We start from the raw sequence: 24166 nt of genomic DNA on the forward strand, positions 1-24166 counted from the left end.
TGCCGAGTACTGGCTGAAAGCGGCACCCTTTCCGGTTTCCCGGGAGAAGGCGAGGAGGCCGCCCCGTCGGGACACCTCCCGTCCCGTCCTGTGGGCGGGCGGTTGCTGGGACCGGTTGTCGTTCAGGGGTCCGGCTTTCTTCGGGTGTGCGTACACGGGGAACTCCGGTCAGTCGGGGCCGGGGAGGGTGAACTTCTGCTCGTCGACGTAGCGGTTCAGCTTGTGGTGTTCGATCCGTACGGCGTCCAGCAGGTCGGCGGTGCCGATGGGCCGGCCGTCGTGGGCCGCGCGATAGGCGGCGGTGGTGGCGCAGCAGCGGATGTCCCCACCGGTCAGCTCGAACCTGCGGGCGAGCAGGGTGAGGTCGAGGCCGTCGGTGCGTGGCGCGGACGGCCCGAGGCAGGCGTCCCAGAGGGCGCGGCGTCCCTCCTCGTCCGGGAGGGGGAAGGGGATGACGAAGTCGAAACGGCGCAGGTAGGCGCTGTCGATGTTGGCGTGGAGGTTCGAGGTGAGGAGGGTGACCCCGTCGAAGGCCTCCAGACGCTGGAGCAGGTAGGCGGTGGTGGCGTTCGCGTGGCGGTCGTGGGCGTCGCGGACGGCGGTGCGGGTGCTGAACACGGCGTCGGCCTCGTCGAAGAGGAGGATCCCGTTGAGGCCTTCCGCCTCGGCGAAGAGGTTCTCCAGGTGCTTCTCGGTGTCGCCGATGTACTTGCTCATGACGGTGGAGAGGTCCACCACGTGCAGGTCGAAGCCGAGGTCGGCGGCGACCACTTCGGCCGCGAGGGTCTTTCCGGTGCCGGAGGGGCCGGTGAACAGGGCGCTCACACCGTGTCCGCGGGCGGCTCCCGGGCGCAGGCCCCATTCGCCCAGCACCCGGTCGCGGTGGCGCACCCGGTTGGCGAGGGCCCGCAGGCTGCCGGCGGTCGGGTCCGGGAGCACCAGGTCCGCCCATCGCGCGGCGGGATCCACCCGGCGTGCGAGGCGGGTCAGGGCACCGCCGCGGTGCAGGCGGGCCGCGGCGGCCAGGTCCCCCGGGGCCGGGGCGCGGTCCATGGAGTGGGCCTGGCGGCGGGCGGTGGCCACGACGGCGGGGACCAGGTGCGGCGCCAGCCGGTAGGAGGCCATGAGGCCGGCCACGCGGTCCGGGTCCAGGCCCGGCAGGCCGGCCAGTTCGGCGCGCCAGAGTGCGGCCCGTTCGGTGGCCGTGGTCGCGGGGCAGTCCAGGAACACCGGGGCGAGGCGGGTCGGTGCGGTGTCCCCGGGGTTCGTGCCGGTCAGGACCAGAGGGAGCACGCCCGCGGCTTCGGCGAGGCGCGACCACAGCTCCGGCGCGCGGTCGTGGTCGTGGTCGGCCGTGGTCGAGGGCGGCAGGACGACCAGCAGGACGGCCTCGCGCAGCCGGGCTTCCAGGACGGTCGCGGCCAGGAGGGCGTCCGCGTCGGAATGGGCGCCGAGGCCGTCCCAGTCCAGACGCAGGACCGGGTGGCCGAGTGCGTGCGCTGCCGCGGCGGCGACCGTCTCGGCTTCTCCGCCGGCGTGCCCGGGTCGGTGGCGGAGGTGGACGGGCCGCCTTTCGGGCGCGCCCAGGACCGCCGCGAGGCGGTCGGCGGCCGCCCGGACCGGGCCCGGCAGCGGTGGTGGCGTCGGGAGGGAGGTCAGGAACGGGCGCAGCCGACGGGGGAACGCGTCGTGGCCGAGGAGGTGGTCGGCGACCCGGTCGGGAACGCACAGGGCCCTGGACAGGAAGGGGCGGCCGGAGTCCTCCACGGCCAGCAGCCCGCCGGAGCGTAACGGCCCGGTGGGCGAGACGACTGCCCTCGCGGTGGTCGAGAGGGCGGGCACGCCGCTGAGGGTGAGGGCGAGGGCGACGGTCGCATGGGGAAGCGTCGGGTCGTCGTTGAGGCAGGCGTAGAGGTGTTCGAAGCGGCGGTCGAGGTCGGGGGCGAGAGCGATGAGGAACACCGACAGGTCGACGGGGCCCAGGCCGAAGGTGTGCGCGAGGCGGCGCAGCGGTGACGACCGGGTGGCGTGCTCGGCGGGCGATTCGAGCGTGGTGAAGGGCACCGCGTCCTCGTCGTCCGGTGGACCGGGGGAGCCCGTCGGCGTCGTGCGCGAGGAGAGGGCGTGGTGCACCCGCCGTTCCAGCGAGGCGAGCTGGTCCAGGAGGCAGGTTTGTCCGGTGACGCCCGCCGCGGGCAGGGGCCGAACCGGGGACTCGGCGGGCGGGGCCTCGAAGGACGGAGTGGCGGTCTGTGTCATGGCCGGCCCCCGGTGGGCACGGTGGTGTCGGCTGACGGCCCGTCGTCCGCCGGGCTGCCCGTCCCCTCCGGGTTCTCCACCCCGGGGTGGACGGTGACGACCGGGTCGTACCGCACCACCAGGACCTCCGTCGGTGGATCGTAGGCGGGCAGCGGAACGCTCACCGTGACGTGCAGGGAAGGGGAGAGCGCGTTGTCCACCGCGTTCCACAGCTCGGCGTGCGTACGGTCCCCGGCCCACGGCAGGCCGACGTGGAACGGGGCCGTGGAGTCGGAGTCGGCGGCACCGAGGTCGAGGGAGCGTACGTGGGTCAGGGCGGCGAAGAGCCGCCCCAGCAGCTTGTGGTGGTCCTGTGGGGCGCCGCCCCACGTGCTGATCAGATAGGACACCCGGGCGTAGCGGGGAGGATCCGACTCCAGGACGAATGGAAGGGGCCATCCGCCGGCGCGTACGCTGCCGGCCTGACGGCGTTCCAGGTCCTCGCACACGTCGTAGAGATAGACGTTCACGGTGTTCGCCGCTGCATGGGCACTCCAGGCGCGGGTGGGCACCGCGAAGTCGACGCGCACGCCCGGCAGCCGGTCGGTGATGACCTTCTCCAACGCCAGATCCACGAGGTTGAACACCGAGTTCCCTTCGTCCCGGGGGGCCGGGCGGCGCAGTCCGGCCGATCCGCAGCACCTGCAGTGTCCGGCCTGGGCGGCGGACACGCCCGGCAGGAGGTGGGGGAGTCCGCCCAACCGGCCCAGCGGGAACTGAAGCCAGGCCGGCAGGGCCCGGCGGCCGCCGGCTCAGGAGTCGATGCCCTCCCAGCCGCGGCGCGGCGCGCGCTCGGCCGGCTGCCCGGCGGGGCGGCTGCGGTAGACCAGGTACGGGCGGAACAGGTAGAACCACGGCGCGCTGAACATGTGCACCAGCCGGGTGTACGGCACCACGGCGATCACCAGCATGCCGAGCACGGCGTGGGCCTGGCAGGTGGTGGGGACGCCGGCCCACAGGCCGGTGTCGGGCCGCAGGGTGAACAGGCTGCGGGCCCAGGGGGCGATGGTGGAGCGGTAGTCGTAGCCCCCGCTCGGGCCGGAGTTGGTGAGTTTGCTGTACAGGCCGAGGCACATCTCGCCGAAGAGCAGCAGGTCGAGCTTGCCCTCCGGGGCCTCGTCGCGCCAGCGCACGTCGCGCGGACGGACCGACTCGGGGGCCTCGGCGGCGCGCAGACCGGAGTGGGTGCCGAGCAGGTGCCGGGAGAAGTACTCGGCGCCCTTCACGGAGGAACCGAACAGGTTGGAGCGCCACAGGGTGAGCACCCGCGGCCAGTTCCCGGGGGCGTCCGGGTCCTCGCCGGCGAACCGCAGCGTCCCGGCCCCGAGCTCCGCCACGGTGGAGGCCACCGGGTCCTCGGCGTCCCCGAGGTCCAGCGGGTTGCGGTCGAAGGTCGGGTAGGAGGGCATCCAGCCGGTGCGGGCGGCTTGGGCCAGGCAGTCGGCGGCGGTCATCCCCCGGAAGGCCCCGGAGCCCAGCGGGGAGGCGAGCACCTCGGCGCGGAAGTGGTCGTAGCGCCACTGGTCGGTGTGGAGGAAGAACCACCCGGTGCCGATGGCCTGCCGCGCGGGGCGGGCCCAGTCGGCGGCCCCGGCCAGCGTCGCCCAGCCGGTGGACGGGCGGCACTTCTCCTGCCCGACGTAGTGCGCCCAGCCGCCGCCGTCGCCGCCCTGACCGCCGCGACGGCGACGCGGGTGGACTGGCTGCGCCCACTCGGCCGGGTGCTGCTGTGGATCTCGGCGGGCGCCTGGCTGCTGACGGCGGCCGGCTTCCTCGCCGCCGCGTCACGGTGGCCCCGGGTGCGCCGCTTCCTGCGGCGCGTCCGCTGACGTTCACCCGGATTTCGCCGGGAGGACGGCACGCGCCCTTCCCGTGCCTGAGGTTCCGTCATATCGTCGTCCCCCGTCGACGGCGCCGGTGCGCCCGGTCACGGCCCGAGCCACCTCACCACAGCGGGGACGATCATGAAGAGTCTTGCGGCGCGTCTGCTCGCCCTGGCCGCGGCCCTGCCGGTGCTCGCCGTCCTGGCGGCGGGCCCCGGGGTCGCGGCGCCGGACGGCGGACCCGAGGCCCGACCGGCCGCGTCCTGGACCGGACCGCTGAGCACCCGCGGGCGCTACGTGGTGGACGCCGACGGTGAGCGCTTCAAGCTGAAGTCCGCCAACTGGGCCGGTGCGCAGGGCACCTGGCAGGGCAGCGGGAGCGCCGACGATCCGGCGAACAACCAGGCCGGGCAGGTGTCGCACAACATCCCGCTGGGCCTGGACCGGGTGCCGGTGGCCCGGCTGCTGGCCGACTTCCACGGGCTCGGCGTCAACAGCATCCGGCTGCCGTTCGCCAACGCGATGATCCACGACACCGTCCCCGTCCCGGACTCCGCCGTCGCCGCCAACCCCCAGCTGCGCGGCCGGACCCCGCTCCAGGTCTTCGACGCCGTGGTGGCCGCGCTCACCGCCGACGGCTTCGCGGTGATCCTCAACAACCACACCACGAGCTACCGCTTCTGCTGCGGCCTGGACGGCAACGAGCGCTGGAACAGCGGCCAGTCGACCGCGCAGTGGGAGGACGACTGGCTGTTCATGGTGAACCGCTACAAGGCCGACAAGCGGGTGGTCGGCGCCGACCTGCGCAACGAGGTCCGCCGGGACGTCTGGGACGACCCCAACTGGGGCCTCGGCGACGCCCACGACGAGTACGCCGCCTTCGAGGAGGCGGGCAACCGCATCCTCCAGGCCGACCCGGACCTGCTGGTCGTCATGGAGGGCATCAACTGGTACGGCGTCCCCGCCGCGGGGTTCAGCCACGGCCGCCCGATGCTCACCCCGGTGCGCAACCTCTCCAACACCCTGATCGACTCCGGCAAGCTGGTCTACTCCGCGCACTTCTACGCCTACACCGGCCCGGCCAACACCGGTGCGGGCAGCGGCCCGGGATCCACCGCCGACCCGCGCTACCAGGACTTCACCCCGGAGCAGCTCGCCCGGGTGGTGGACGACGAGGCGCTGTTCGTCACCGGGGCCGGGCAGCACTTCACCGCCCCGGTGTGGATCAGCGAGTTCGGCGCGGGCGGCCGGGGCTCGACCGACGCCAAGGAGCAGGCCTGGCTGCACGCGTTCACCGACATCCTGGTCCGCGAGGACGCCGACTTCGCCTTCTGGCCGCTGGTCGGCTGGGCCGACACCGCCGGCCGCCCGCTGGACACCTGGGCGCTGCTCTCCTACGGCCCCGACGGCAGGCGCACCGGCCTCACCGACCCCGGCGACTGGCGGGCCGCCGACTGGACGAGGCTGATCGACGCCCCGGCGGCGAGCGGCCCGGTGCCCGCGGTGACCCACTGGAACCTGCTCGCCCTCGACCACGGCGACCAGGACCTCTCCCGGCGGATGCTCGCCCGCGCGGACTGGAGCCCGGGCAACCGCAAGGGCAACTGCCCGGACGGCCAGCGGCTGACCGCCCTCGCCCGCGGCGACAGCCGGGCGCTGTGCACCGACGCGGGCGAACCGGCCGCCGGCAGCGGCGACTGGACCACCGTCACCGACGAGCGCTACGTCACCGGGGGCGACTGGGCGTCCGGCTACGACAAGCTCCAGTGCCCCGACCGCACCTTCGCGGTCGGCTACGGCGTGCACGGCAACGGCATGGCCGCCCTGCTGTGCGCACCCGCGGCCGCCCCGCTGCCGCTGAACGGCCGCACCCTCTGGTTCGACCGGGGCGACAACCGGCCCGCCACGGGCGGCTCGGTGGCGAGCGACTGGGCGCCGGGCCGCTACAAGGGCCAGTGCGCGGACGGCGAGTACCTGGCCGGTGTCGCCTCCACCTGGCAGCGCCTCCAGTACGGGGCCCCGGCCGCTCTGCTCTGCCGCCCGCTCGCCTGATCCGGAGCCGGCCCGGGGCGGTTCCGCGGCGTCACGCGGACCCGCCGGGGTAGCCCGGAGCGGCGCGCCCGGGCGGGGCACGGCCGGGCGAGGGCGCGGGGCCCGTCGGCGCCCCGTGGTCCGGTCGGCGGGCGGTACGACGATGACGAACGATCAGAAGGCCTCCCGGGACGGCATTCCCGCAGGCTGGACGCGTTCATGACGCCTTTGTCAGCGGGGTGGACGACCCTTGACGGCGGTGGGCATCTCTGCCAACCTCTCGGCAGGTCTGGACCAAGATCGGTCTTTTTCATCGGGGGAGAGGACCGGCTCCGAACCGGTCGTGCGCAGGGGGGATCTGCGGGCCGGGAGGGTCGAGGCCGGAGCGGCCCGTCGGCCGGCCGGGAGCCGGTCGGACGCCACCCGGAGGCCGGGCCGCCAGAGCATCCGCGGTGCCGGCCACGTCGGCGCCCGGCCACGGGGAACGCGCCATTCACCGACTGCCGAATCGAGCCGCACATGCCACACTCCCTCCCCCTGCCCGCCTCGCCCTTCCAGCGGGGCGTCTGGTTCACCGAGCGCCTCGGCCGGGCGCACGGGGTGTTCCACATGCCCGTCCTGCTCTCCTTCGACCGGGTCGACACCGAGGTCCTCGCCCGGGCCGTCTCGGCGGTGACGGCACGTCACCCCGCCCTGTCCCGGGTGTTCGTGGAACGCGACGGCAGCCTCGTGCTGGAGCCCGGCCCCGCCCCGGTCCTCGACGTGGTCGACGCCTCCGAGGAGTGCGTGCGGGGCCGGGAGAAGCGGCTGGCCGAGGACACGGCACGACCGTTCGACCTCCAGGCGGGCCCCTTGGCCCGGTTCACCCTCTACCGCGGCAGCGGTGAGGCGGCGGAACTGCTGGCCGTCGTGCACCACGCGGTCTTCGACGGGGAGTCGAAGGACATCCTGGTGGCGGAACTCGCCGCGGCCTACGCGCAGGCCCTGGGCGAGGCCGCCCCGGCCGCCGACCGGATCCCGTCCGCGCCCCTCTCCCCGCCCGACCCCGACCTCGTCCGCCGGGCCGCCGACTGGTACGACCCGCGGTGGGCCGCGGCGACGGAGCCCGTCCTCCCGGGACTGCCGCATGCCGTCACGGCCCCGGCGTCCGGCGAGTCCGACGCGTGGCGGATCGACGCGCGGGGCCGGGCGGACCTGGCCGAGGCCGCCGAGCGCTGCGGCGTCACCGTGTTCGAGTTCCTGCTCGCCGCCCTGCACGCCCTGCTGCTGCGCTACGGCGGCGAGGCCGTCCCGGTCGCCGTGCCGCTGTCCGTCCGGACCCCCGAACAGGCCGGGGAGATCGGGCTGTTCGTCAACGAGCTGCCGGTGCACGCACCGGCCGGGGTGACCGCCCGGACGTCCTTCGCCGCCTTTGCCCGGGCCGTGCGGGCCGAGGCCCGTGGCGGGTACCCGTTCCGCCCGGTGCCCTTCGGTGCGGCGGTCGGCGGCCTCACGCCGCGCGCCGGGCTGGCCCCCGTGTCGTTCGGCTACCGGCGCGGCGCGGCCGCGGACCCGGTGTTCCCGGGAAGCACCGTGCGGGTGGACCGCGCGGTGTTCAACGGCGCCGCCCGCAACACCCTGCACCTCCAGGCTGTCGACACCGCCGACGGGCTCGCGTTCTCGCTCCAGTACGCTCCGGCGGTCCTGTCGCCGGACGCCGTGGACCGGATCGCCGGGCACTGGACGGCCCTGCTGGAGGCCGCGACGGCCGCGCCCGAGACGCCGCTGAGCGCCCTGCCGCTGCTGGGCGAGTGCGAGCGGCACCTGGTGACGGAGGAGTGGAACGCCACCGCCCACGCCTACCCGCGCGAGCGCACGGCGCTGGACCTGGTGCGGGATCGGGCCGCCGAGACGCCGGACGCCGTCGCCGTCAGCGCGGGCACCGAGCGGCTGACCTACCGCGCGCTGGTGGAGCGGATCGACGAACTGGCCGCCGTCCTGGGCGGGGCCGGGGTCCGCCGCGGTGACGTCGTCGCCCTGCACCTGGAGCGCTCCGCCGACCTGCCCGCCGTCCTGCTCGCGGTGCACGCCGCCGGGGCCGCCTACCTGCCGCTCGACCCCGGCCACCCCGCCGAGCGGCTCGCGTTCCTGCTCGCCGACTCGGGCGCCGCCCTGCTGGTCGCCGACCGGGAGCCCGCTGCCGACGTGGTGGCGGCGGCACCGGCCGTCCTGCGCCTCGGCGGCGGCCGCACGGAACCGACGGCCCCGGGGGCGGAGCCGGCCCCGTCCGGCGACCTCGCCTACGTGCTGTACACCTCCGGCTCGACCGGGCGGCCCAAGGGCGTGGAGATCGGGCACCGGGCCCTGGTGAACCTCCTGACCTCCTTCGCGGACCGGCTGGGCTCGGGACCGCAGGACGTCTGGCTCGGCCTGACCTCGCTCTCCTTCGACATATCCGGGCTGGAGATCCTGCTGCCGCTGGTCACCGGCGGCCGGCTGGTCCTCGCACCGGACGGCGCCGCCCTGGACGCGCCGGGCACCGTCGGGCTGATCCGGCGGGAGGGCGTGACCCATCTGCAGGCGACCCCCTCGGGCTGGCGCGTGCTGCTCAGCGCCGGGCCCCTGCCGGCCGGGCTGACCGGGATCGTGGGCGGGGAGGCGCTGCCGCTCCCGCTGGCCCGCGAGCTCCGGGGCTCCCTCGGCCGGCTGATCAACGGGTACGGCCCGACCGAGGCGACGATCTACGCCACCTGCGCCGACGTCCCCGCGGAGCCGGACGCCGTGGTGATCGGCCGGCCGGTCGCCAACACCAGGGCGTACGTCCTGGACGCCGACGGCCTCCCGGTGCCGATCGGGATCCCCGGAGAGCTCCACCTGGGCGGCGACGGCCTCGCGGACGGCTACCGGGGGCGGCCCGAACTCACGGCGGAACGTTTCGTCGGTGACCCGTTCGCCGGCGGCCGGATGTACCGCACCGGCGACCTCGTGGCGTGGACGCGGGACGGCGAACTGGAGTTCCACGGCCGGATCGACGACCAGGTGAAGATCCGCGGCCACCGGATCGAACTCGGCGAGATCGAGGCCGCGCTGCTCGACCACCCGGCCGTCGCCGCGGCGGCCGTCGCCGTCCGCGAGCAGGCCGAGGGGGAGCCCGCCCTCGTCGGCTACCGGGTGCCCGCTCCCGACAGCGCACCGCTGCCCGACGCGGACCTGCGGGACCACCTGCTGCGCACCCTGCCCGCGATCATGGTGCCGCGGCAGTTCGTCACCCTCGACCGCCTGCCGCTCACCCCGAGCGGCAAGCTCGACCGGCGCGCGCTGCCCGACCCGCCGCGCGAGCGGGCCGCGGTAGCGGCGGAGGCCGACGACGTCACGGCGGGCGTCCTGGCGATCTGGGAGGAGGTCCTGGGTGTCTGCGGCCTCGGCCCCGAGGACGACCTCTTCGACCACGGCGGACACTCGCTGACGATCATCCAGATCACCGCCCGGATCCGCGCCGCCTTCGGGGTCGAGCTCGCCTTCGACCTGTTCTTCGACGCCTCCACCCCGGCCGCCCTGGCCGACGTCGTGAGAGAGCGGCGTTGACCGCCGCCGACCGCCCCTGCGCGTCCTCCCCGCTCCACGCCCGAACGGACTGCCGATGACCGACACCCAGGACCTGCCCGCAGACTGGTCCGCCACCAAACGATCCCTCCTCGCCCAGCGCCTGCGCGGCGCCGCGGCCCCGGTGCGGGTGGTCGAGCCCCGCCCGGAGGGCAGCGCCCCGCCCCTGTCCAGCGGACAGGAACGGCTCTGGTTCATGGACCAGTTCTCGCCCGGCGGGACGGCCTACACGCTCGCCCCGGCCCGGCGGCTGCGCGGCCCGCTGGACCGCTCGGCGCTGGACACCGCCCTGGCCGCCCTGGTGGCACGGCACGAGGGCCTGCGGATGACCTTCCCGGTCACGGAGGACGGCAGGGCCGAGGTCCTGATCGCCGAACCGGGCCCCTTCGCCGCCGCGTTCGTGGACGCCTCGGACGATCCCGACCCCGGCCGAAGAGCCGCCGACGAGATCGGGGCGCTGGTCGCCAGACCCTTCGACCTCGCGACCGGGCCGCTGCTGCGCGCCCTGCTCGTCCGGCTCTCCGCCGAGGACCACGTCCTCGCCCTGGTCATGCACCACATCGTCGGCGACGGCTGGTCGATCGACATCCTCAACCGCGAACTGGACCTGCTCCACGCCCGGTACGCCCACGGCACGGAGCACGAACTCCCGCCCGTCCCCGTCCAGTTCGGGGACTACGCGCGCTGGCAGCGGGACCGGCTGGACAGCGGCGCCCTGGCCGCCTCCCGCGACTACTGGCGGACCGAACTCGCCGACGTCCCCGCCCTGGAACTGCCCGTCGACCGCCCCCGGCCGCCGCTGCTCACCTTCGACGGCGCCGCCGTGGAACTGCACTGGAGCCCGGAACTCGCCCGCGCCGTCGCCGAGTGCGCCCGCGCCCGCGGCGCGTCGACGTACATGGTGCTGATGGCCGGGCTCCAGGTGCTGCTCGGCCGGCACACCGGCCAGCGGGACTTCGCGATCGGTTCGGCCGTGGCCGGCCGTCTCCACCGGGAACTGGAGGCGGTGGTCGGGGCCTTCGTCAACATGCTGCCGATCCGCGCCCGGCTGGACGAAGGACTCACCTTCGGACAGCTGGTCGGCCGGGTGCGGGAGACCACGCTGAACGCCTACACCCACCAGGAGGTGCCCTTCGAGCAGATGGTCGCCGACCTGGACATCGAGCGCGACGTCAGCCGCTCGGCGGTGTTCCAGGCCACCTTCGCGTTCCAGAACTACGGCGACCGCGCCGCCCCCACCGCACCCGCCGCCACCGCGGAGGGATTCGGGCACGCCGCCACCACGAGCCACTCCGACCTCGCCTTCTACCTGCGGGAGAAGAAGGACGGCGGGCTCTTCGGGCTGATCACCTACCGGACCGACCTCTTCGACGCCGACACCGTGCGACGGCTCACCGAGCGGTTCGAGGTCCTGATGACGGCGGCCACGGCCGATCCGGACCGAGCCGTCGAGGACCTGCCGGTGACGACCGGCACCGAGCACCGCGACCTGGTCGAGGAGTGGGCGGCCGGCCCGGCGCTCCCCGAGGACGGGCCCGGAACGCTGACCGCGCTGCTCGCGGCGGCGGCCCGGCAGGCGGGCGACCGCCCCGCGCTGGTCTTCGAGGACGCCACCGTCACCCACCGCGAACTCGACGCACGGGCGACCGCCCTGGCCCGGCGGCTGCGGGCGCTGGGCGTCGGCCGGGACGACCGGGTGGCGGTGTGCCTGGAACAGTCCCCGGACCTGGCGGTCGCCCTGGTCGCCGTGCTGAAGGCCGGCGGCTGCTACCTGCCGCTGGACCCGGAGCAGCCGCCCGCGCGGCTCTCCCACCTGGTGGCCGACGCGGACGTGCGGGTGCTGGTGACCGACTCGGAGCTGCGGGAGCGGTTCCCCGCGTACGGGGGCGCGGAGCTGCTGGTGGACCGCGCCGACTCCGCGCCGCACCGGGTTTCGGACGACGCGCCGCTCGCCGAGGCGTCCGGACCGGACGACCTCGCGTACGTCATCTACACCTCCGGCTCCACCGGGCAGCCCAAGGGCGTCGCGGTGCAGCACCGCGAGATCCTCAACTACCTGGCCGGCGTGCGGGAACGGCTGCGGATCGAGCCCGGCGCCCGCTACGGGCTGCTGCAGTCCCTGTCCTTCGACTTCAGCATCACCATGCTCTACCTGGCGCTCACCACCGGCGGCCGGGTGCACCTGCTGCCGCGGCGCATCGCCGGCGCCGAACTCGCCGCACACATCGAGGCGTCGGCGCTCGACTACCTCAAGATGACGCCCTCCCACCTGGCCGCGCTGTCCGCCGACGCCCCGCTCGAACGCCTGCTGCCGCGCCGCGCCCTGGTGCTCGGCGGGGAGGCCTCGTCCCGGGCCTGGGCCGCCGACCTGGCCGGCCGGGGCGGCTGCGCGGTGTTCAACCACTACGGCCCCACCGAGGCGACGGTCGGCGTCACCGTCCACGAGGTCCTGCCGGGGGAGCACGGCCCGGGGAACACCCCGATCGGCACCCCGCTCGCCGGCGCGCGCTGCTACGTCCTGGACGCGGCCCGGCGGCCGGTGCCGCCCGGCGTGACGGGCGAGCTGTACCTCGGCGGGGACCGGCTGGCCCGCGGCTACCTGGGCCGTCCCGAGCTGACGGCGGAACGTTTCGTCGAGGATCCGTTCGCCGGCGGCCGGATGTACCGCACCGGCGACCTGGCCCGCTGGCGGCCGGAGGCCGGGGGAGGCGTGCTGGAGTACCTGGGCCGCGCCGACGACCAGATCAAGGTCCGCGGCTACCGGGTCGAGCCCGGCGAGATCGAGGCCGCGCTCACCGCGCTGCCCGGCGTCACCCAGGCCTTCGTCACCGTCCGGGGCGAGGGGATCCGGCAGAACCTCGTCGCCTACCTCGAACGCGCGGCCGACGCGGCCGTCCCCGCCGCGGCCGAACTGCGGGTGACGCTCGGCGAGGTCCTGCCGGACTACATGGTCCCCGCCCGGTACGTCGTCCTGGACCGCCTGCCGCTGCTGGCCCACGGCAAGGTCGACCGCAAGGCGCTGCCCGAACCCGAGGACACCGCCCCGGCCGCCGGACACGTCGAACCCGAGGGCGACACCGAGACGCTGATCGCCGCGATCTGGGCCGAGGTGCTCGACGTCGCGAAGGTCGGCGCCCTGGACGACTTCTTCGAGATCGGCGGGCACTCGCTGCTCGCCACCCAGGTCGTCGCCCGGCTGCGCCGCACCTTCCCCGACCTGCCGACCCCGGTCGGCGTGATGGACCTCTTCCGCTTCCCGACCGTCCGGCAGCTCGCCGGGCTCGTCACCGACCCGGGCGCCGACCGCGGACCGCAGGGGCTGCTGCACCGGCTCACCCCCGAACGCCGCCGCACCACCGCGAGCGTGGTCTGCGCCCCCTACGGCGGCGGCAGCGCGCTGATCTACAAGCCGCTCGCCGACGCCCTGCCCGAGGACTGGGCGCTGCACTCCATCGCCGTCCCCGGCCACGAACTCGGCGAGGAACCGATGGACGTCGACGAGGTCGCCGACCGGTGCGCGCGCGAGATCGTCGAGGGCGTCGAGGGCCGGATCGTGCTGTACGGGCACTGCGGGGTCGGCGTGCGCCTCGCCGTCGAGATCGCCCGCCGGGTCGAGGCCGCCGGCCGGGAGATCGACGCCGTCCACCTCGGCGGCATCTTCCCCTTCGCCCGCCCCAGGGGACGCGGCGCGGCCGTCGGCGAACGGTGGGCCGAACTCCTCGACCGGATGCGCAGCGACCAGGACATGATCAACGGTCTGGCCGCCGCCGGGATGGACACCGACGACCTGGACCCGGAGCAGCTGCGGCTGATCGTCCGCAACCGCCGCACCGGCACCAAGGACGTCGAACGGTACTTCACCCGGATGTTCGGGACCGAGGGCGGACGGATCAAGGCCCCCGTGATCGCGGTCTGCGGCGACCGCGACCCGGCCACCGAGTTCTACCAGGAGCGCTTCCGCGAGTGGCACCGGATCGCCGACACCACCGCCGTGGTGGTCCTCGACGAGGCCGGCCACTTCTACCTCAAGTACCGTGCCGCCGAACTCGCGGCCGTCGTCACCGGCGTCCACCGGTCGATCGCCGCGGGGCAGGAGGACCGCCACCGTCGGACGGACGGCGCCACCTGGTGGCTGGCCGGGCTCTCCCGGGACGCCGAACGGCCGGTCACGCAGGACGCGCAGGCGCCCGTCCGCCCGACCATGCGCCGCTTCCTCACCGTCGCCTCCGGGCAGCAGGTGTCGATGATCGGATCGGCGCTCACCGAGTTCGCCCTCCCGGTCTGGATCTACCTGCGCACCGGCTCCCTCGCCCAGTTCGGGCTGCTGGCCGCCTGCGGCCTGGTGCCCGGCATCCTCGCCGCCCCGATCGCCGGAGCGATCGTCGACCGGGGCGACCGGCGCCGGACCATGCTCCTCGGCGACCTCGCCGCCGGCCTCACCCAGGTCGTCCTGCTCCTGCTGTACGCCACCGGCGGACTGGAGGTCTGGCACGCCTACGCGCTCGTCGCCGTGCTGTCCGCCGCCCTCTCCTTCCAACGGCTCGCCTGGAACGCGGCCGTGCCGCAGCTCGTCCCCAAGCGCTACCTCGGCCGCGCCAACGGCGTGGTCCAGATGGCCTTCGGCCTCGCCCAGTTCCTCGTCCCGCTGTTCGCCGTCGGCCTGCTCGCCGCCATCGGACTCGGCGGCATCCTCGCCCTCGACGTGGCCGGCTACGCGGTCGCCGTCGGCGTCACCCTGGCCGTGCGCTTCCCGGACGTGATGGGCTCCACCCGGCGGGAGAGCATTCCCGCCGAGATCCGCGAAGGCTTCCGACGGGCCCTCGGCAGCAGCCACTTCCGCGCGATGCTGCTGTACTTCGCGGTCCTGAACGTCTTCCTCTCCCCGCTGTTCCTGCTCACCACCCCGCTCGTGCTCTCCTTCGCCCCGCTCTCCGCGGCCGGCTGGGTGTCCACGGCGGCCGGCCTCGGCGCCGTGCTCGGCGGGATCACCCTGGTGGCCTGGGGCGGACCGCGCCGACGGAAGCTGCGCGGGGTGCTGCTCGCCACCCTGGCGGTCGCCGGGGCCTGCCTGCTCACCGGGCTGCGCCCGTCGATCTGGACGGTCGCCCTCGGCGCGTTCGGCATGACCTTCGCGCTCGCCCTGCTCAACGGCGCCTACGCGACCATCGTGCAGACCAAGGTGCCGCTGCGCTTCCACGGCCGGGTGATCGCGGTCAACACCATGGTCGCCTGGTCGACCCTGCCGGTCGGGTTCGCCGTCGTCGCCCCCTTCGGCCCCGGACTCCTCCAGCCGCTGATGGACCGCGGCGGCGCCCTCGCCTCCACCGTCGGCCGGCTCATCGGCACCGGCGAGGGCCGCGGCATCGGACTGCTCTACCTGCTGTTCGGCCTCGCCATGGCCGCCCTCGCGCTGGTCTGCCTGGCCGTCCCGGTGCTGCGGCACTTCGACCGGGACGTCCCCGACGCCGAGCCCGACGACCTGGTCGGCCTGAGGGCCATCCAGGACCGGGCCGCCGGCACCGCCCGGCCGTCCAGTGACGCCGACGCCGACGCCGACGCCGACGCCGCCGCCGCCGCGCCCACCCTCCCGCACCGCTCCGAGACCGAGGTGACCGTCCGGTGACCACCACCGCCACCCACCCGTTGACCGCCGAACAGCGCCGGCTCTGGTTCCTCCAGCAGCTCCACCCGGACGACGCCGGCTTCAACATGTACCTCAACCGGCGCTGGACCGGGCCGATCGACCCGCGGGCCCTGCGCACCGCCCTCGGCCGGCTGGCCGAACGGCACGAGATCCTCCGCACCCGCTTCGGGTACGACGACCCCGAGGCCGCGGAGCCCGTCCAACTGGTCCAGCCCCCCGCCGCGATCGACCTGGTCGTCCTCCGCCTGCCCGAGGGAGCCACCGAGGCGGACTTCACCGACGCCTGCCGCCCGTACGTCAACGCGCCGTTCGACCTCGCCGCCGCGCCGCCCCTGCGCGCGACCCTGATCAGCGCGGGGGAGCGGGAACACGCGGTCAGCGTCGTCGTCCACCACATCGTCGCCGACGGCTGGTCCTTCCGCACGATGTGGCGCGAACTGCTGGCCCTCTACCGCGAGGCGATCGGCGAGGCACCGGCCGATCTTCCCGAACTCCCCTTGCAGTACGGCGACTTCGCCCGCGCCGAACAGGCCAGGACCGGCGGGGAGGCGGGCGGGGAGGCGTTCCGGTTCTGGGCGGACCGGCTCGCCGGCACCGGAGCGCTGCGCCTGCCGTTCGACCGGCCGAGACCGTCGGACCCCACCAGACCCGCCGGCTTCGTCACCGTCGACCTCGGCCCCGAGCTGACCGCCGCCCTCGACCGGCTGGCCCGCCAGGAGCGGTGCACCCCGTTCATGGTGCTGCTCACCGGCTACCAGTGCGTGCTCGCCCGCTGGACCGGCTGCCGGGACTTCGTGGTCGGCACCCCGCTGGCGGGCCGCACCGAGGCGGCGCACGAAGCGCTGCTCGGCTACTTCAACCGCACCGCGGTGATCAGGTCGGACCTGACCGGGGACCCCGACTTCCGCGGGGTGCTGAAGCGGACCAGGTCCGCCGCGCTCGCCGCCCTGAGCCGTCCCGACGCCCCGGCCGAGCGGCTCGCCGCCCACCTCGGCCTGCCCGCGGACACCGGAGCCGGACCGCTCTACCAGGCCGTCTTCGTCCACCAGAGCCAGAACGACCTCGCGGACGGCTCCGGCGAACCCGCGCTGCCCGCGGGCGTCCGCACCACGAGCATGGACTCCGGCTTCGAGCAGGCCAAGACCGACCTGCTGCTCGACAGCTGGCGCACCGCCGACGGCGGCATCACGCTCTCCTTCTGCTACGACCGCGAGCTCTTCGACCGGGAGACCGTCGAGGCGCTCGGCGGCCGGTGCCGCGAGCTGTACACGCGGATCGTCGAGGACCCGGAACTCCCCCTGCACGGCGACTGGTTCGTCGGAGCGCGGGAGCGGGCGGCGCTGCTCGCCCTGGGCGCGGGGCCGACGGCTCCCGCCACCGTGCGAACGGTGCTGGAGCGGTTCGCGGACCAGGTCGCCGCGCGGCCGGACGCGCCCGCCCTGGACTGCGACGGCCGGACGCTGTCCTACGCCGAACTCGACCGGCGGTCCACCGAACTGGCGCACCGGCTCGGCCCGGTGGCCGGCCGGGTGGTCGCGGTGTCGATGGCGCCCTCCTTCGACCTGGTCGTCGCCCTGACCGCGGTCTGGAAGGCCGGCGCCGCCTACCTCCCGCTCGACCCGGCCCACCCCGAGGACCGCCGCGCCCTGATGGTCCGCGAGGCCGACGCCGTCCTCACCCTCACCGGCGCGGACCTGCCCGGCGCCGGGACCGCCGACCTCGCCCCGCCCGACCCGCGGGGCCTGGCCTACGTCCTCTACACCTCCGGGTCCACCGGCACGCCGAAGGCCGTCGCCGTCGACCATTCGGCGGTGTCCGCCCGGGTCGACTGGATGACGGGCCCGGACGGCTACGCGCTGGGCCCCGCCGACCGGATCGTCCAGTTCGCCTCCCTCGGCTTCGACACCCACGTGGAGGAGCTCTGGCCGGCCCTGGCGGCCGGGGCGTGCGTGGTGCTGCTGCCCGGCGGCGGCCGGACCCTGCCCGACCTGCTGGACGGCCCGTCCGGCCGGTCCGTCACCGTGCTCGACCTGCCGACCGCCTACTGGGAGGAGCTCGTCGGCCTCGGCGAGCAGACCCGCTGGCCGGAGGCACTGCGCCTGGTGGTCATCGGCGGTTCCGAGGCGCGCGCCGACACGGTCGCCCGGTGGCGCCGACGGCACGGGGACGCCGTCCGGCTCGTGAACACCTACGGCCCCACCGAGGCCACCGTGATCGTCACCGCGGCCGAGCTGACGGCCGCCGACACCGAGCGCCGGCCCTCGCTGGGCCGCCCGCTGCCCGGGGTCGGGCTGCACGTGCTGGACGAGCGCGGCGGGCTGCTGCCCCGGGGAGCCGAGGGCGAGCTGTACATCGGCGGCAGCGGCCTGGCCCGGGGCTACCTGGGCCGGCCCGACCTGACCGCGACCGCCTTCGTACCCGATCCGTTCCTCGGCGGCGTGATGTACCGCACCGGGGACCGCGCCCGGTGGCGGGCGGACGGCCGGCTGGAGTTCCTGGGGCGCGGCGACGCCCAGCTGAAGCTGCGCGGCTACCGGATCGAGCCCGCGGAGATCGAGTCCGCGCTGACCGCGCACCCGGCCGTCGCGCAGGCCGCCGTGCTGGTCCGCGACGGCCGGAGACTGCTGGCGTACGCCGTCCCGTGCCCGGGTGCCGAGCCCGGACCGGCCGAGCTGCGCGAGCACCTCGCCCTGCGGCTTCCCGCCTACATGGTCCCGGACACCGTGCTCACCCTGGCCCGGCTGCCGCTGACCCCGAACGGCAAACCCGACCTCGCGGCCCTGCCCGACCCCGGGCCGGCCGCCGGGTCGGGCTACGTCGCGCCGCGCACCGACGCCGAGCAGCTGGTCACCGACCTGTGGCAGGAGGTCCTCGGAGTCCCGCGGGTCGGGGTGTTCGACGACTTCCTCGCGCTCGGCGGGGACTCCCTCCTGGTCACCCGGGTCGCCGCGCGGATCCGGGCCGGGATCGGACTCGACATCCCCATCCGCGACGTGTTCGAGAGCAGCACACCGGCCGCCCTCGCGGCCCGGATCGAGGCGCTGCTGATCGCCGAGATCGACGCGCTCACCGAGGAGGAGGCGGCCGGGCGCCTCTCCGGCTGAGCGGGCGGGGCCCGGCTTCCGCGCGCAGTGGAAGCCGGGCCCCGAGGGCGCTCCGGGGGCGCTGCGGGGGCGCTCCGGGGGTGCGGCCGGTGATGGCCGCACCCCCGCTTTCCTCGTGTCAGATACCGGCCGCCCCGGCCAGCGCCGCGGCGAGGTCGTCGGCCAGCGCCGACACCGTCGCCGCCTCGAAGGCGTGCTCGTTGTACCGCAGCCAGCACCGCAGCGCGCCGTCCGGCTGCTCGGTGACCGCCAGCTCCGGGACGTGCCGGTCACCGCCCGGCAGCGGGTACGGCACGGTGGCGTTGCGGGGCAGCTCCCAGGCCGCGCAGGCCACCCCCGGCAGCTGGGCCGGCGCACTCCAGCTCTCGTACCTCAGCCAGGCCGCGAACGGCACCAGCGGGCTGAACTCCGCGAACGGGTAGAGCTGGTGGTCGAGCGCGGCGGTGGCGGCGGACCGGACCCGGTCGAGCAGTTCGGCGAAGCCCGGCGCGCCCGACACGTCCACCCGCACCAGCAGCGACTGCACGAAGCAGCCGACCGCCCGCTCCGCCTCCGGTCTGGTCCGGCCGGGCACCGGCGTCATGAGGACGAGGTCCGGCTGTCCGCTGCGGGCGGCCAGCAGGCCGCTCCAGACCGCCGCCACCGCGAGGAACGGCGTGGCCCCCAGCTCCGCCGCCCTGGCCCGCAGCGCGTCCGCCGCCTCCGGGGGCACCGTGAACGCGTGGGCGGCGCTCAGCACCACCTCGGTGTGGTGGCGCCCCGGGAAGGGGTCGATCGCGGCGGGCGCGTCCGCGAGCGCCGTCGCGAAGTGCGTCCGGGACGCCGGCCAGTGGGCGTTCGACCACTCCGCCAGCTCGCGGTACTCCGGGCCGGGCCGGGCGGCCGGCACCCGGCGCCCGTGGCGCAGCGCCGAGTACGCCACCCCCAGCTCGCGCAGGAGCACGCCCAGCGACCAGCCGTCGCTGACGAGGTGGTGGACGGCCAGCAGGACGACGTGGTCCTGCGGCCCGCGGCTCACCACGGCCAGCCTGGTCATCGGCCCCGCGGCGACGTCCGTCAGCCGGTCGCGCACGGCGACCAGCCGCGCCGACACCTCGTCGTCGCTCGCGCCGGGCGCCTCCACCAGCACCACGTCCGCGTGCGGTTCGTCGTCCAGGACGGCCCGCAGCACCCCCGGTTCGGCACCGGGCACCGGGACGAACCTGGTCCGCAGCGCGGGATGGCGGCGGATCGCCTCGTGCAGGGCGTCGGCCAGGACGTCCGTCCGCAGGCCCTCCGTCACCCGGAACATCACCGCCACCGCGCCGACGTTGCGGCCCGGGGCCTCGGCCATCCAGCGCAGGAAGTTCTCCTGCTGGGAGGTGAGCGGCAGGTCGTGCGGCTGTGCGCGCAGCGAGCGGAGGAAGTCCGACACCTCGGCCCCGGACCGCTCCACCGTCCCGGCCGCCGAGGCTTCGGCCCGCTCCAGCCAGGCCGCCTGGGCGCGGAGCGAGGGGCGCTCGAAGACCAGCGCCGTGCGAGCCGCCACGCCGAACTCGGCGGAGATCGCGGCGGCCAGCTGGACCGCGCGGAACGAGTCCCCGCCGAGGGCGAAGAACTCCTCCTGCACCGCCCGGACCGGCCGTCCCAGCACCGTCCGCCACAGGCCGGCCAGGGCGATCTCCCGCTCCGTCTCCGGGGCCCTTCCCGTCACCGGGGCGGGCTCGTCGAACGCGGTCCGCAGCTCGTGCTTGACCACCTTGCCGCTCGGGTTGCGGGGCAGGGAGTCCAACACCAGGATGCGCACCGGCAGTTCGGGCCTGGCGAGCCGCTCGCTCAGGAACAGCCGCAGACCGTCCGGATCGATTCCGCCCGGCAGCGGGACCACCGCGGCGACCGGCACCTGGCCCATCACCGGATGCGGCAGACCGAGCGCGGCCGCGTCGGCGACCTGCGGGTGCTCGTGCAGCACGGCCTCGATCCGCAGCGTCGAGACCTTCAGCGCACCGGACTTGACGATGTCGCTCTCCCGGTCGACCAGATGGAGGAAGCCGTCCCCGTCCAGCCTGCCGAGATCGCCCATGCGCACCCAGCCGTCGCGGAAGACGCCGTCGGAGGCCGCCCCGGCGTATCCGCGCGGCGGCCCGGGCTGACGCAGCCAGATCTCGCCGGTCCCGCCGGGCGGCACCGGCTCCCCGGCCTCGTCCAGGATCCGCAGGTCGGCCGGGTCGGTCGGGCGGCCCACCGAGCCGGGGCGGCCGGGGTCGACGATCGCGGAGATCTGGGCGGGGGAGGCCTCGGCCGAGGTGTAGGTGTTGACGACCGTCGCCTTCGGCAGAGCGGCGCTCAGCCCGGCGGCGACGGCCGGCGGGAGCGCGGCGGCGGTGGAACCGACCAGCAGGACGCTGCCGAGGTCCCGGCGCGCGGCTGTTCCGGAGTTCAGCAGTTCCACCGCCATCGACGGCACCAGGAAGACCGTGCCCGCGCCGAACTCCTCGACCACCCGCCCGAATTCCTCCGCGTCGAAGCGCGGCAGACAGATCGTCGTGGGCTGCGCGGTCAGCGCGTTCACCAGGACCGCCTGGGCGGCGTTGGTGCCGATCGGGAAGGCGTGCACCGCGTGCCGTGAGTGCGCGTACGGGCGGGGCCGGGGGTTGAGGACCAGACCGGCGGTCAGGCTCGCGTGCGCGGCCCGGACGCCCTTCGGGGTGCCGGTGGTGCCGGAGGTCCCGATGATCTGGGCCAGGTCGCCGGGGGCGACCCGGTGCGGCGGCTCGATCCCGTCCGGGGCGCCGAGCGGTGGGTCGAGCGGAGCGCCGTCCGGGGAGTCGAGCGGAGCGTCGAGGCCGTCGAGCGCGAAGGTGGGCAGCGTGGTGCGCGGGCCGTTCCCGGCGACCGCCCAGCGCGCCCCGGCCGCCTCGACGAGCCGCTCCACATCGGTCGGGGCCAGGTCCTCACGGATCACCAGCCCGGCCGCGCCCGCGTAGTGGGCGGCCAGGAACGCCACGGCGTACGCGTCCCACTCCCGGTTGGTGAACAGCAGCGCCACCGTGTCCCCGGGGCGCACGCCCGCCCGGGCCAGCCCGTGCGCGGCCCGCACCGCCCGCTCGCGCCACCGGCCGTAGGTGAGGCTCCCGCCGCCGGGCACGAGCAGCGCGGTGCGTTCCGGATGGAGCGAGGCCCGGTGGTCCAGGAGCGCCGGAAGCGTGAGCGGGACGGGGACGGGCTGGGCGCTGATGACGACTCCCGGGGGCTTTCGGAGCGCGGCGGACCGATGCCGGAGGAAGATCGGCCGCTGATTGGTCCAGACCGTATCGGAACGGTGAAGGCGGGCGCCAGATCCGTTCACAGTTCGTCACGACCCTTGGCGCGCGGGCCCGGAGCGCCGCCCCGCCGGAGTCAGGCGGGCGGCCCCGGCTGCTCCGGCCAGCCCGCCGTCAGGCGCCCGCGCTCCTGCCACTGCCGTACCCCCGGCCCGTCCGGGGCGCCCCGGCGGCAGAACTCCTCCAGCCGGGCGCACCGGGCGAGCATGGCGGCCCGGCGCCGCGGCCAGGGCGGCACCGGCTGCCCGTAGGCGTCGAAGAGGTGGTGCAGGGCGCCCGCCCGGGCCGGGTGGTGCATGCGGACGATCCACTCGCACCAGGCCAGGTCCTCCACCGGCTCGCCGAGATGGGCGAACTCCCAGTCCAGCAGGCCGGTGACGGCGAAGGTCGCCGGGTCCAGCAACAGGTTGTTGGGCCCGAAGTCCCCGTGCACCAGCACCGACCCCGGGCGCGCCGGACCGTCGCCGGCCATGCCGGGATCGACGGCCTGGAGCCGTCGCAGCACCCGCCCGCAGGCGGCCAGGACCTGCGCGCCGTGCCCGGCGTCCAGCAGGTCCTGCGCGGGCACTCCGGGCAGGTGGCCGAGCGTGATGGCGCCCGGCTCGGTGCCGAGCACCGGGGGAACCGGCAGCAGCCCGTGCAGCAGGGTCAGCAGCCGGTGCTCGCGCCGGCGCCGCTCCTCGGCGTCCGGCCCTTCGTAGCGTTTCACCACGACGGTGCCGTCGCCCGCGGTGCGGTTGGTCCAGCCGTGCGGGAGGGGCCGAAGCCCGGACGGGCCCTCGCTCACCCCCGCCACTCCTCGGCCAGCAGTCCGAGCACCATCTGGTCCACGAACTCCCCGTACGCCCAGGCGGCTTGGCGCAGCCGCCCCTCGACGGTGAAGCCGACGCCGGTGGCGGCCCGGAGCATCGGGGCGTTGTCCGCCAGCGTCTCCAGTTGCAGGCGGCGCAGGCCGAGTACCGGGAAGGCGTAGTCGCAGAGCACCCGCAGGACGTCCGGTGCGAGCCCGCGGCCCCGGTGGCCCGGCAGCAGGGCGAGGCCCACGTGGGCGCTGCGGTTGTGGGCGTCGATGCCCCACAGCAGCGCCTCGCCGGCCAGCTCCCCGGAGGCCGTCTCGACCACGGAGAAGCACGCCGCCTCGTCGGACGGCCCGGTGGCCACGTACGGGGAGTCCGCCGAGCCCGGGGGGATGGGCCGCCAGGGGCGGGAGTCGGCCCGCGAGCGGGTCGCCACGTCGTCGTACAGCTCGGCCAGGAGCACCGGGAGATCGGCGTCGTGACGGGCCCGGAGGGTGATGTGAGTGCCTTGTAACATGTCACATGTTTACCATTGGTGGGACTGCCGCGCCCAACGGGTTTTCCGGAGCAACCGGCGTTGATCGCGGTCCTCCGCGTCCTCAGGTCCTCGGAGCCCGCGAGTCGGCCGACGCCTGTGGCCTCGTCACGTGTTCGCCTCGATCATCACGGCGTTCTCGTGGACCGGGCGGTGCAATGGTGGCAGTAGACGACATCGACCGGCCCACCGGACCGGGCCCGTGCCACGGCCCGCGCACACGACACGGCGGAGAGCACGCCGAGGGCGAGCAGCACCACGCCCGCAGCGTGCCCACTGAGCAGCGGTTTCGCGGCCAGGACGAGGAGCACCACCGCCGCCAGGAACCGCACGACACCCCGGCCCCGGAGCACGGGCCGATATCGCTCGCGGAACACGGTGAGCTCTGTCGTCTCCTCGCACCGCGGGCAGCCCGCCCCGCCGCCTCCGCCGGCCTGCGCCGTATCGAACAACAGCTCATCCGTCACACGGCAACCCTACGGCTCACGGCCGGGGCGGCTCGACCCCGTCGCTCAAGTCGGGCCGTCGAACCGGATGTCACCTGGTGGGGCCGGGTGGCGGCGCTCGGCGGAGCTCGCCCCCGACCGAGGCGGCCGGGCGAACCTGTGCTGTGATGGGGGTCCGATCAGCCAAGGAGGACGTCGTGACCGTCGAGTCGCACGAGGACTGCGGTCCGGTGTACACCCTCGGCCCGGACGAGCCGATGTTCGTGTCGAAGCGTGTGCGTCGCGGGCAGCCCGTCGTGAGTGTCCACCTCGACGAGGACGGTGACTGGCAGGCGTTCTCGGCGACCGAGCCGCGCTGGTGGAAGGGCGGCCCCAGGCTGGTCCATGCCGCGCACCTGCTGGAGAGCGACCCCTCGATGGCCGGCCTGCCGGCGTTGCCGCTGAATCACTGGGCGACGCGTGAGGACGCCTCGTCGACGGCGTGGCAGGTCTTCCGGGGCTGACCGGACCCGCGGCGGCCCCGGAGCTGTCGCCCGGCCCGCGCCGGCGCGCCGACGACCTGTGAGCGGACATGTGATCTCCCTCTCCGGTGCGACAAGTCATT

Annotated in this window: 13 protein-coding genes and 1 pseudogene; 6 read left to right on the forward strand and 8 right to left on the reverse strand. The window is 75.2% G+C overall.

All coding sequences use genetic code 11. The annotated features are described in order from the left end of the window. Window positions 1–168 precede the first annotated feature (168 nt). The 4 genes and pseudogenes from ACZ6EM_RS20175 to ACZ6EM_RS20190 all read right to left on the reverse strand — a co-directional run. Entirely contained in the window at window positions 169–2259 is a 2091-nt protein-coding gene (locus tag ACZ6EM_RS20175) for an ATP-binding protein (protein WP_465772898.1), read from the reverse strand. Beyond that, window positions 2256–2885: a Pvc16 family protein gene (locus ACZ6EM_RS20180; protein ID WP_452178669.1), complete on the reverse strand. Its 630-nt coding sequence runs from the start codon at window positions 2883–2885 to the stop codon at window positions 2256–2258. The genes ACZ6EM_RS20175 and ACZ6EM_RS20180 overlap by 4 nt, the downstream gene beginning before the upstream one ends. 165 nt (window positions 2886–3050) lie before the next feature. Next, window positions 3051–3392: a respiratory nitrate reductase subunit gamma gene (locus ACZ6EM_RS20185; protein ID WP_465772941.1), complete on the reverse strand. Its 342-nt coding sequence runs from the start codon at window positions 3390–3392 to the stop codon at window positions 3051–3053. Then, window positions 3384–3977, reverse strand: a pseudogene (locus tag ACZ6EM_RS20190) (nitrate reductase subunit alpha); the annotation flags it as partial. The gene ACZ6EM_RS20185 and the pseudogene ACZ6EM_RS20190, both read right to left, overlap by 9 nt. Here ACZ6EM_RS20190 and ACZ6EM_RS20195 point away from each other — a divergent pair. From ACZ6EM_RS20195 to ACZ6EM_RS20215, 5 genes are all read left to right on the forward strand, one after another. Beyond that, on the forward strand, window positions 3942–4127 hold the full coding sequence (locus ACZ6EM_RS20195; RefSeq protein ID WP_465772899.1) for a hypothetical protein: 186 nt from the start codon (window positions 3942–3944) through the stop codon (window positions 4125–4127). The pseudogene ACZ6EM_RS20190 and the gene ACZ6EM_RS20195 overlap by 36 nt on opposite strands. Window positions 4128–4262: 135 nt before the next feature. Beyond that, window positions 4263–6173 (forward strand): glycoside hydrolase family 5 protein, encoded by a 1911-nt coding sequence (locus ACZ6EM_RS20200; RefSeq protein ID WP_465772900.1) that lies wholly within the window; start codon window positions 4263–4265, stop codon window positions 6171–6173. A 498-nt stretch (window positions 6174–6671) separates the two neighbouring features. Further along, complete coding sequence (locus tag ACZ6EM_RS20205; RefSeq protein WP_465772901.1) at window positions 6672–9716, forward strand: non-ribosomal peptide synthetase; 3045 nt, start codon at window positions 6672–6674, stop codon at window positions 9714–9716. 55 nt (window positions 9717–9771) lie between these two features. Next, window positions 9772–15357: an amino acid adenylation domain-containing protein gene (locus ACZ6EM_RS20210; RefSeq protein WP_465772902.1), complete on the forward strand. Its 5586-nt coding sequence runs from the start codon at window positions 9772–9774 to the stop codon at window positions 15355–15357. Further along, on the forward strand, window positions 15354–18482 hold the full coding sequence (locus ACZ6EM_RS20215) for a non-ribosomal peptide synthetase (protein ID WP_465772903.1): 3129 nt from the start codon (window positions 15354–15356) through the stop codon (window positions 18480–18482). The genes ACZ6EM_RS20210 and ACZ6EM_RS20215 overlap by 4 nt, the downstream gene beginning before the upstream one ends. Before the next feature lie 118 nt (window positions 18483–18600). Here the strand turns inward: ACZ6EM_RS20215 and ACZ6EM_RS20220 are convergent, their stop codons facing one another. The 4 genes from ACZ6EM_RS20220 to ACZ6EM_RS20235 form a co-directional block, all read right to left on the reverse strand. After that, window positions 18601–21750, reverse strand: coding sequence for a class I adenylate-forming enzyme family protein (locus ACZ6EM_RS20220; protein ID WP_465772942.1), 3150 nt, complete (start codon window positions 21748–21750; stop codon window positions 18601–18603). A gap of 110 nt (window positions 21751–21860) precedes the next feature. After that, the gene (locus ACZ6EM_RS20225; RefSeq protein ID WP_401050719.1) at window positions 21861–22571 is read right to left on the reverse strand and encodes a phosphotransferase family protein; all 711 of its coding nucleotides are present in this window, start codon (window positions 22569–22571) and stop codon (window positions 21861–21863) included. After that, window positions 22568–23098, reverse strand: coding sequence for a GNAT family N-acetyltransferase (locus ACZ6EM_RS20230; protein WP_401050722.1), 531 nt, complete (start codon window positions 23096–23098; stop codon window positions 22568–22570). The genes ACZ6EM_RS20225 and ACZ6EM_RS20230 overlap by 4 nt, the downstream gene beginning before the upstream one ends. A 146-nt stretch (window positions 23099–23244) precedes the next feature. Then, window positions 23245–23583: a hypothetical protein gene (locus tag ACZ6EM_RS20235; protein WP_401050725.1), complete on the reverse strand. Its 339-nt coding sequence runs from the start codon at window positions 23581–23583 to the stop codon at window positions 23245–23247. Window positions 23584–23759: 176 nt separating this feature from the next. Between ACZ6EM_RS20235 and ACZ6EM_RS20240 the strand changes: the two genes are divergently transcribed. Beyond that, window positions 23760–24065 carry a hypothetical protein gene (locus tag ACZ6EM_RS20240; RefSeq protein ID WP_401050727.1) on the forward strand — a complete coding sequence of 102 codons (306 nt, stop codon included), beginning with the start codon at window positions 23760–23762 and terminating at the stop codon, window positions 24063–24065. Window positions 24066–24166: the final 101 nt, after the last annotated feature.

The sequence above is a fragment of the Kitasatospora sp. NPDC041917 genome (assembly GCF_055589745.1).

Bases quoted from the DNA above. Each gene is read 5' to 3' on its own strand.
- ACZ6EM_RS20175 (WP_465772898.1), bottom strand. From the start codon at position 2,259: ATGACACAGACCGCCACTCCGTCCTTCGAGGCCCCGCCCGCCGAGTCC.
- ACZ6EM_RS20200 (WP_465772900.1), top strand. From the start codon at position 4,263: ATGAAGAGTCTTGCGGCGCGTCTGCTCGCCCTGGCCGCGGCCCTGCCG.
- ACZ6EM_RS20210 (WP_465772902.1), top strand. From the start codon at position 9,772: ATGACCGACACCCAGGACCTGCCCGCAGACTGGTCCGCCACCAAACGA.
- ACZ6EM_RS20230 (WP_401050722.1), bottom strand. From the start codon at position 23,098: ATGTTACAAGGCACTCACATCACCCTCCGGGCCCGTCACGACGCCGAT.
- ACZ6EM_RS20205 (WP_465772901.1), top strand. From the start codon at position 6,672: ATGCCACACTCCCTCCCCCTGCCCGCCTCGCCCTTCCAGCGGGGCGTC.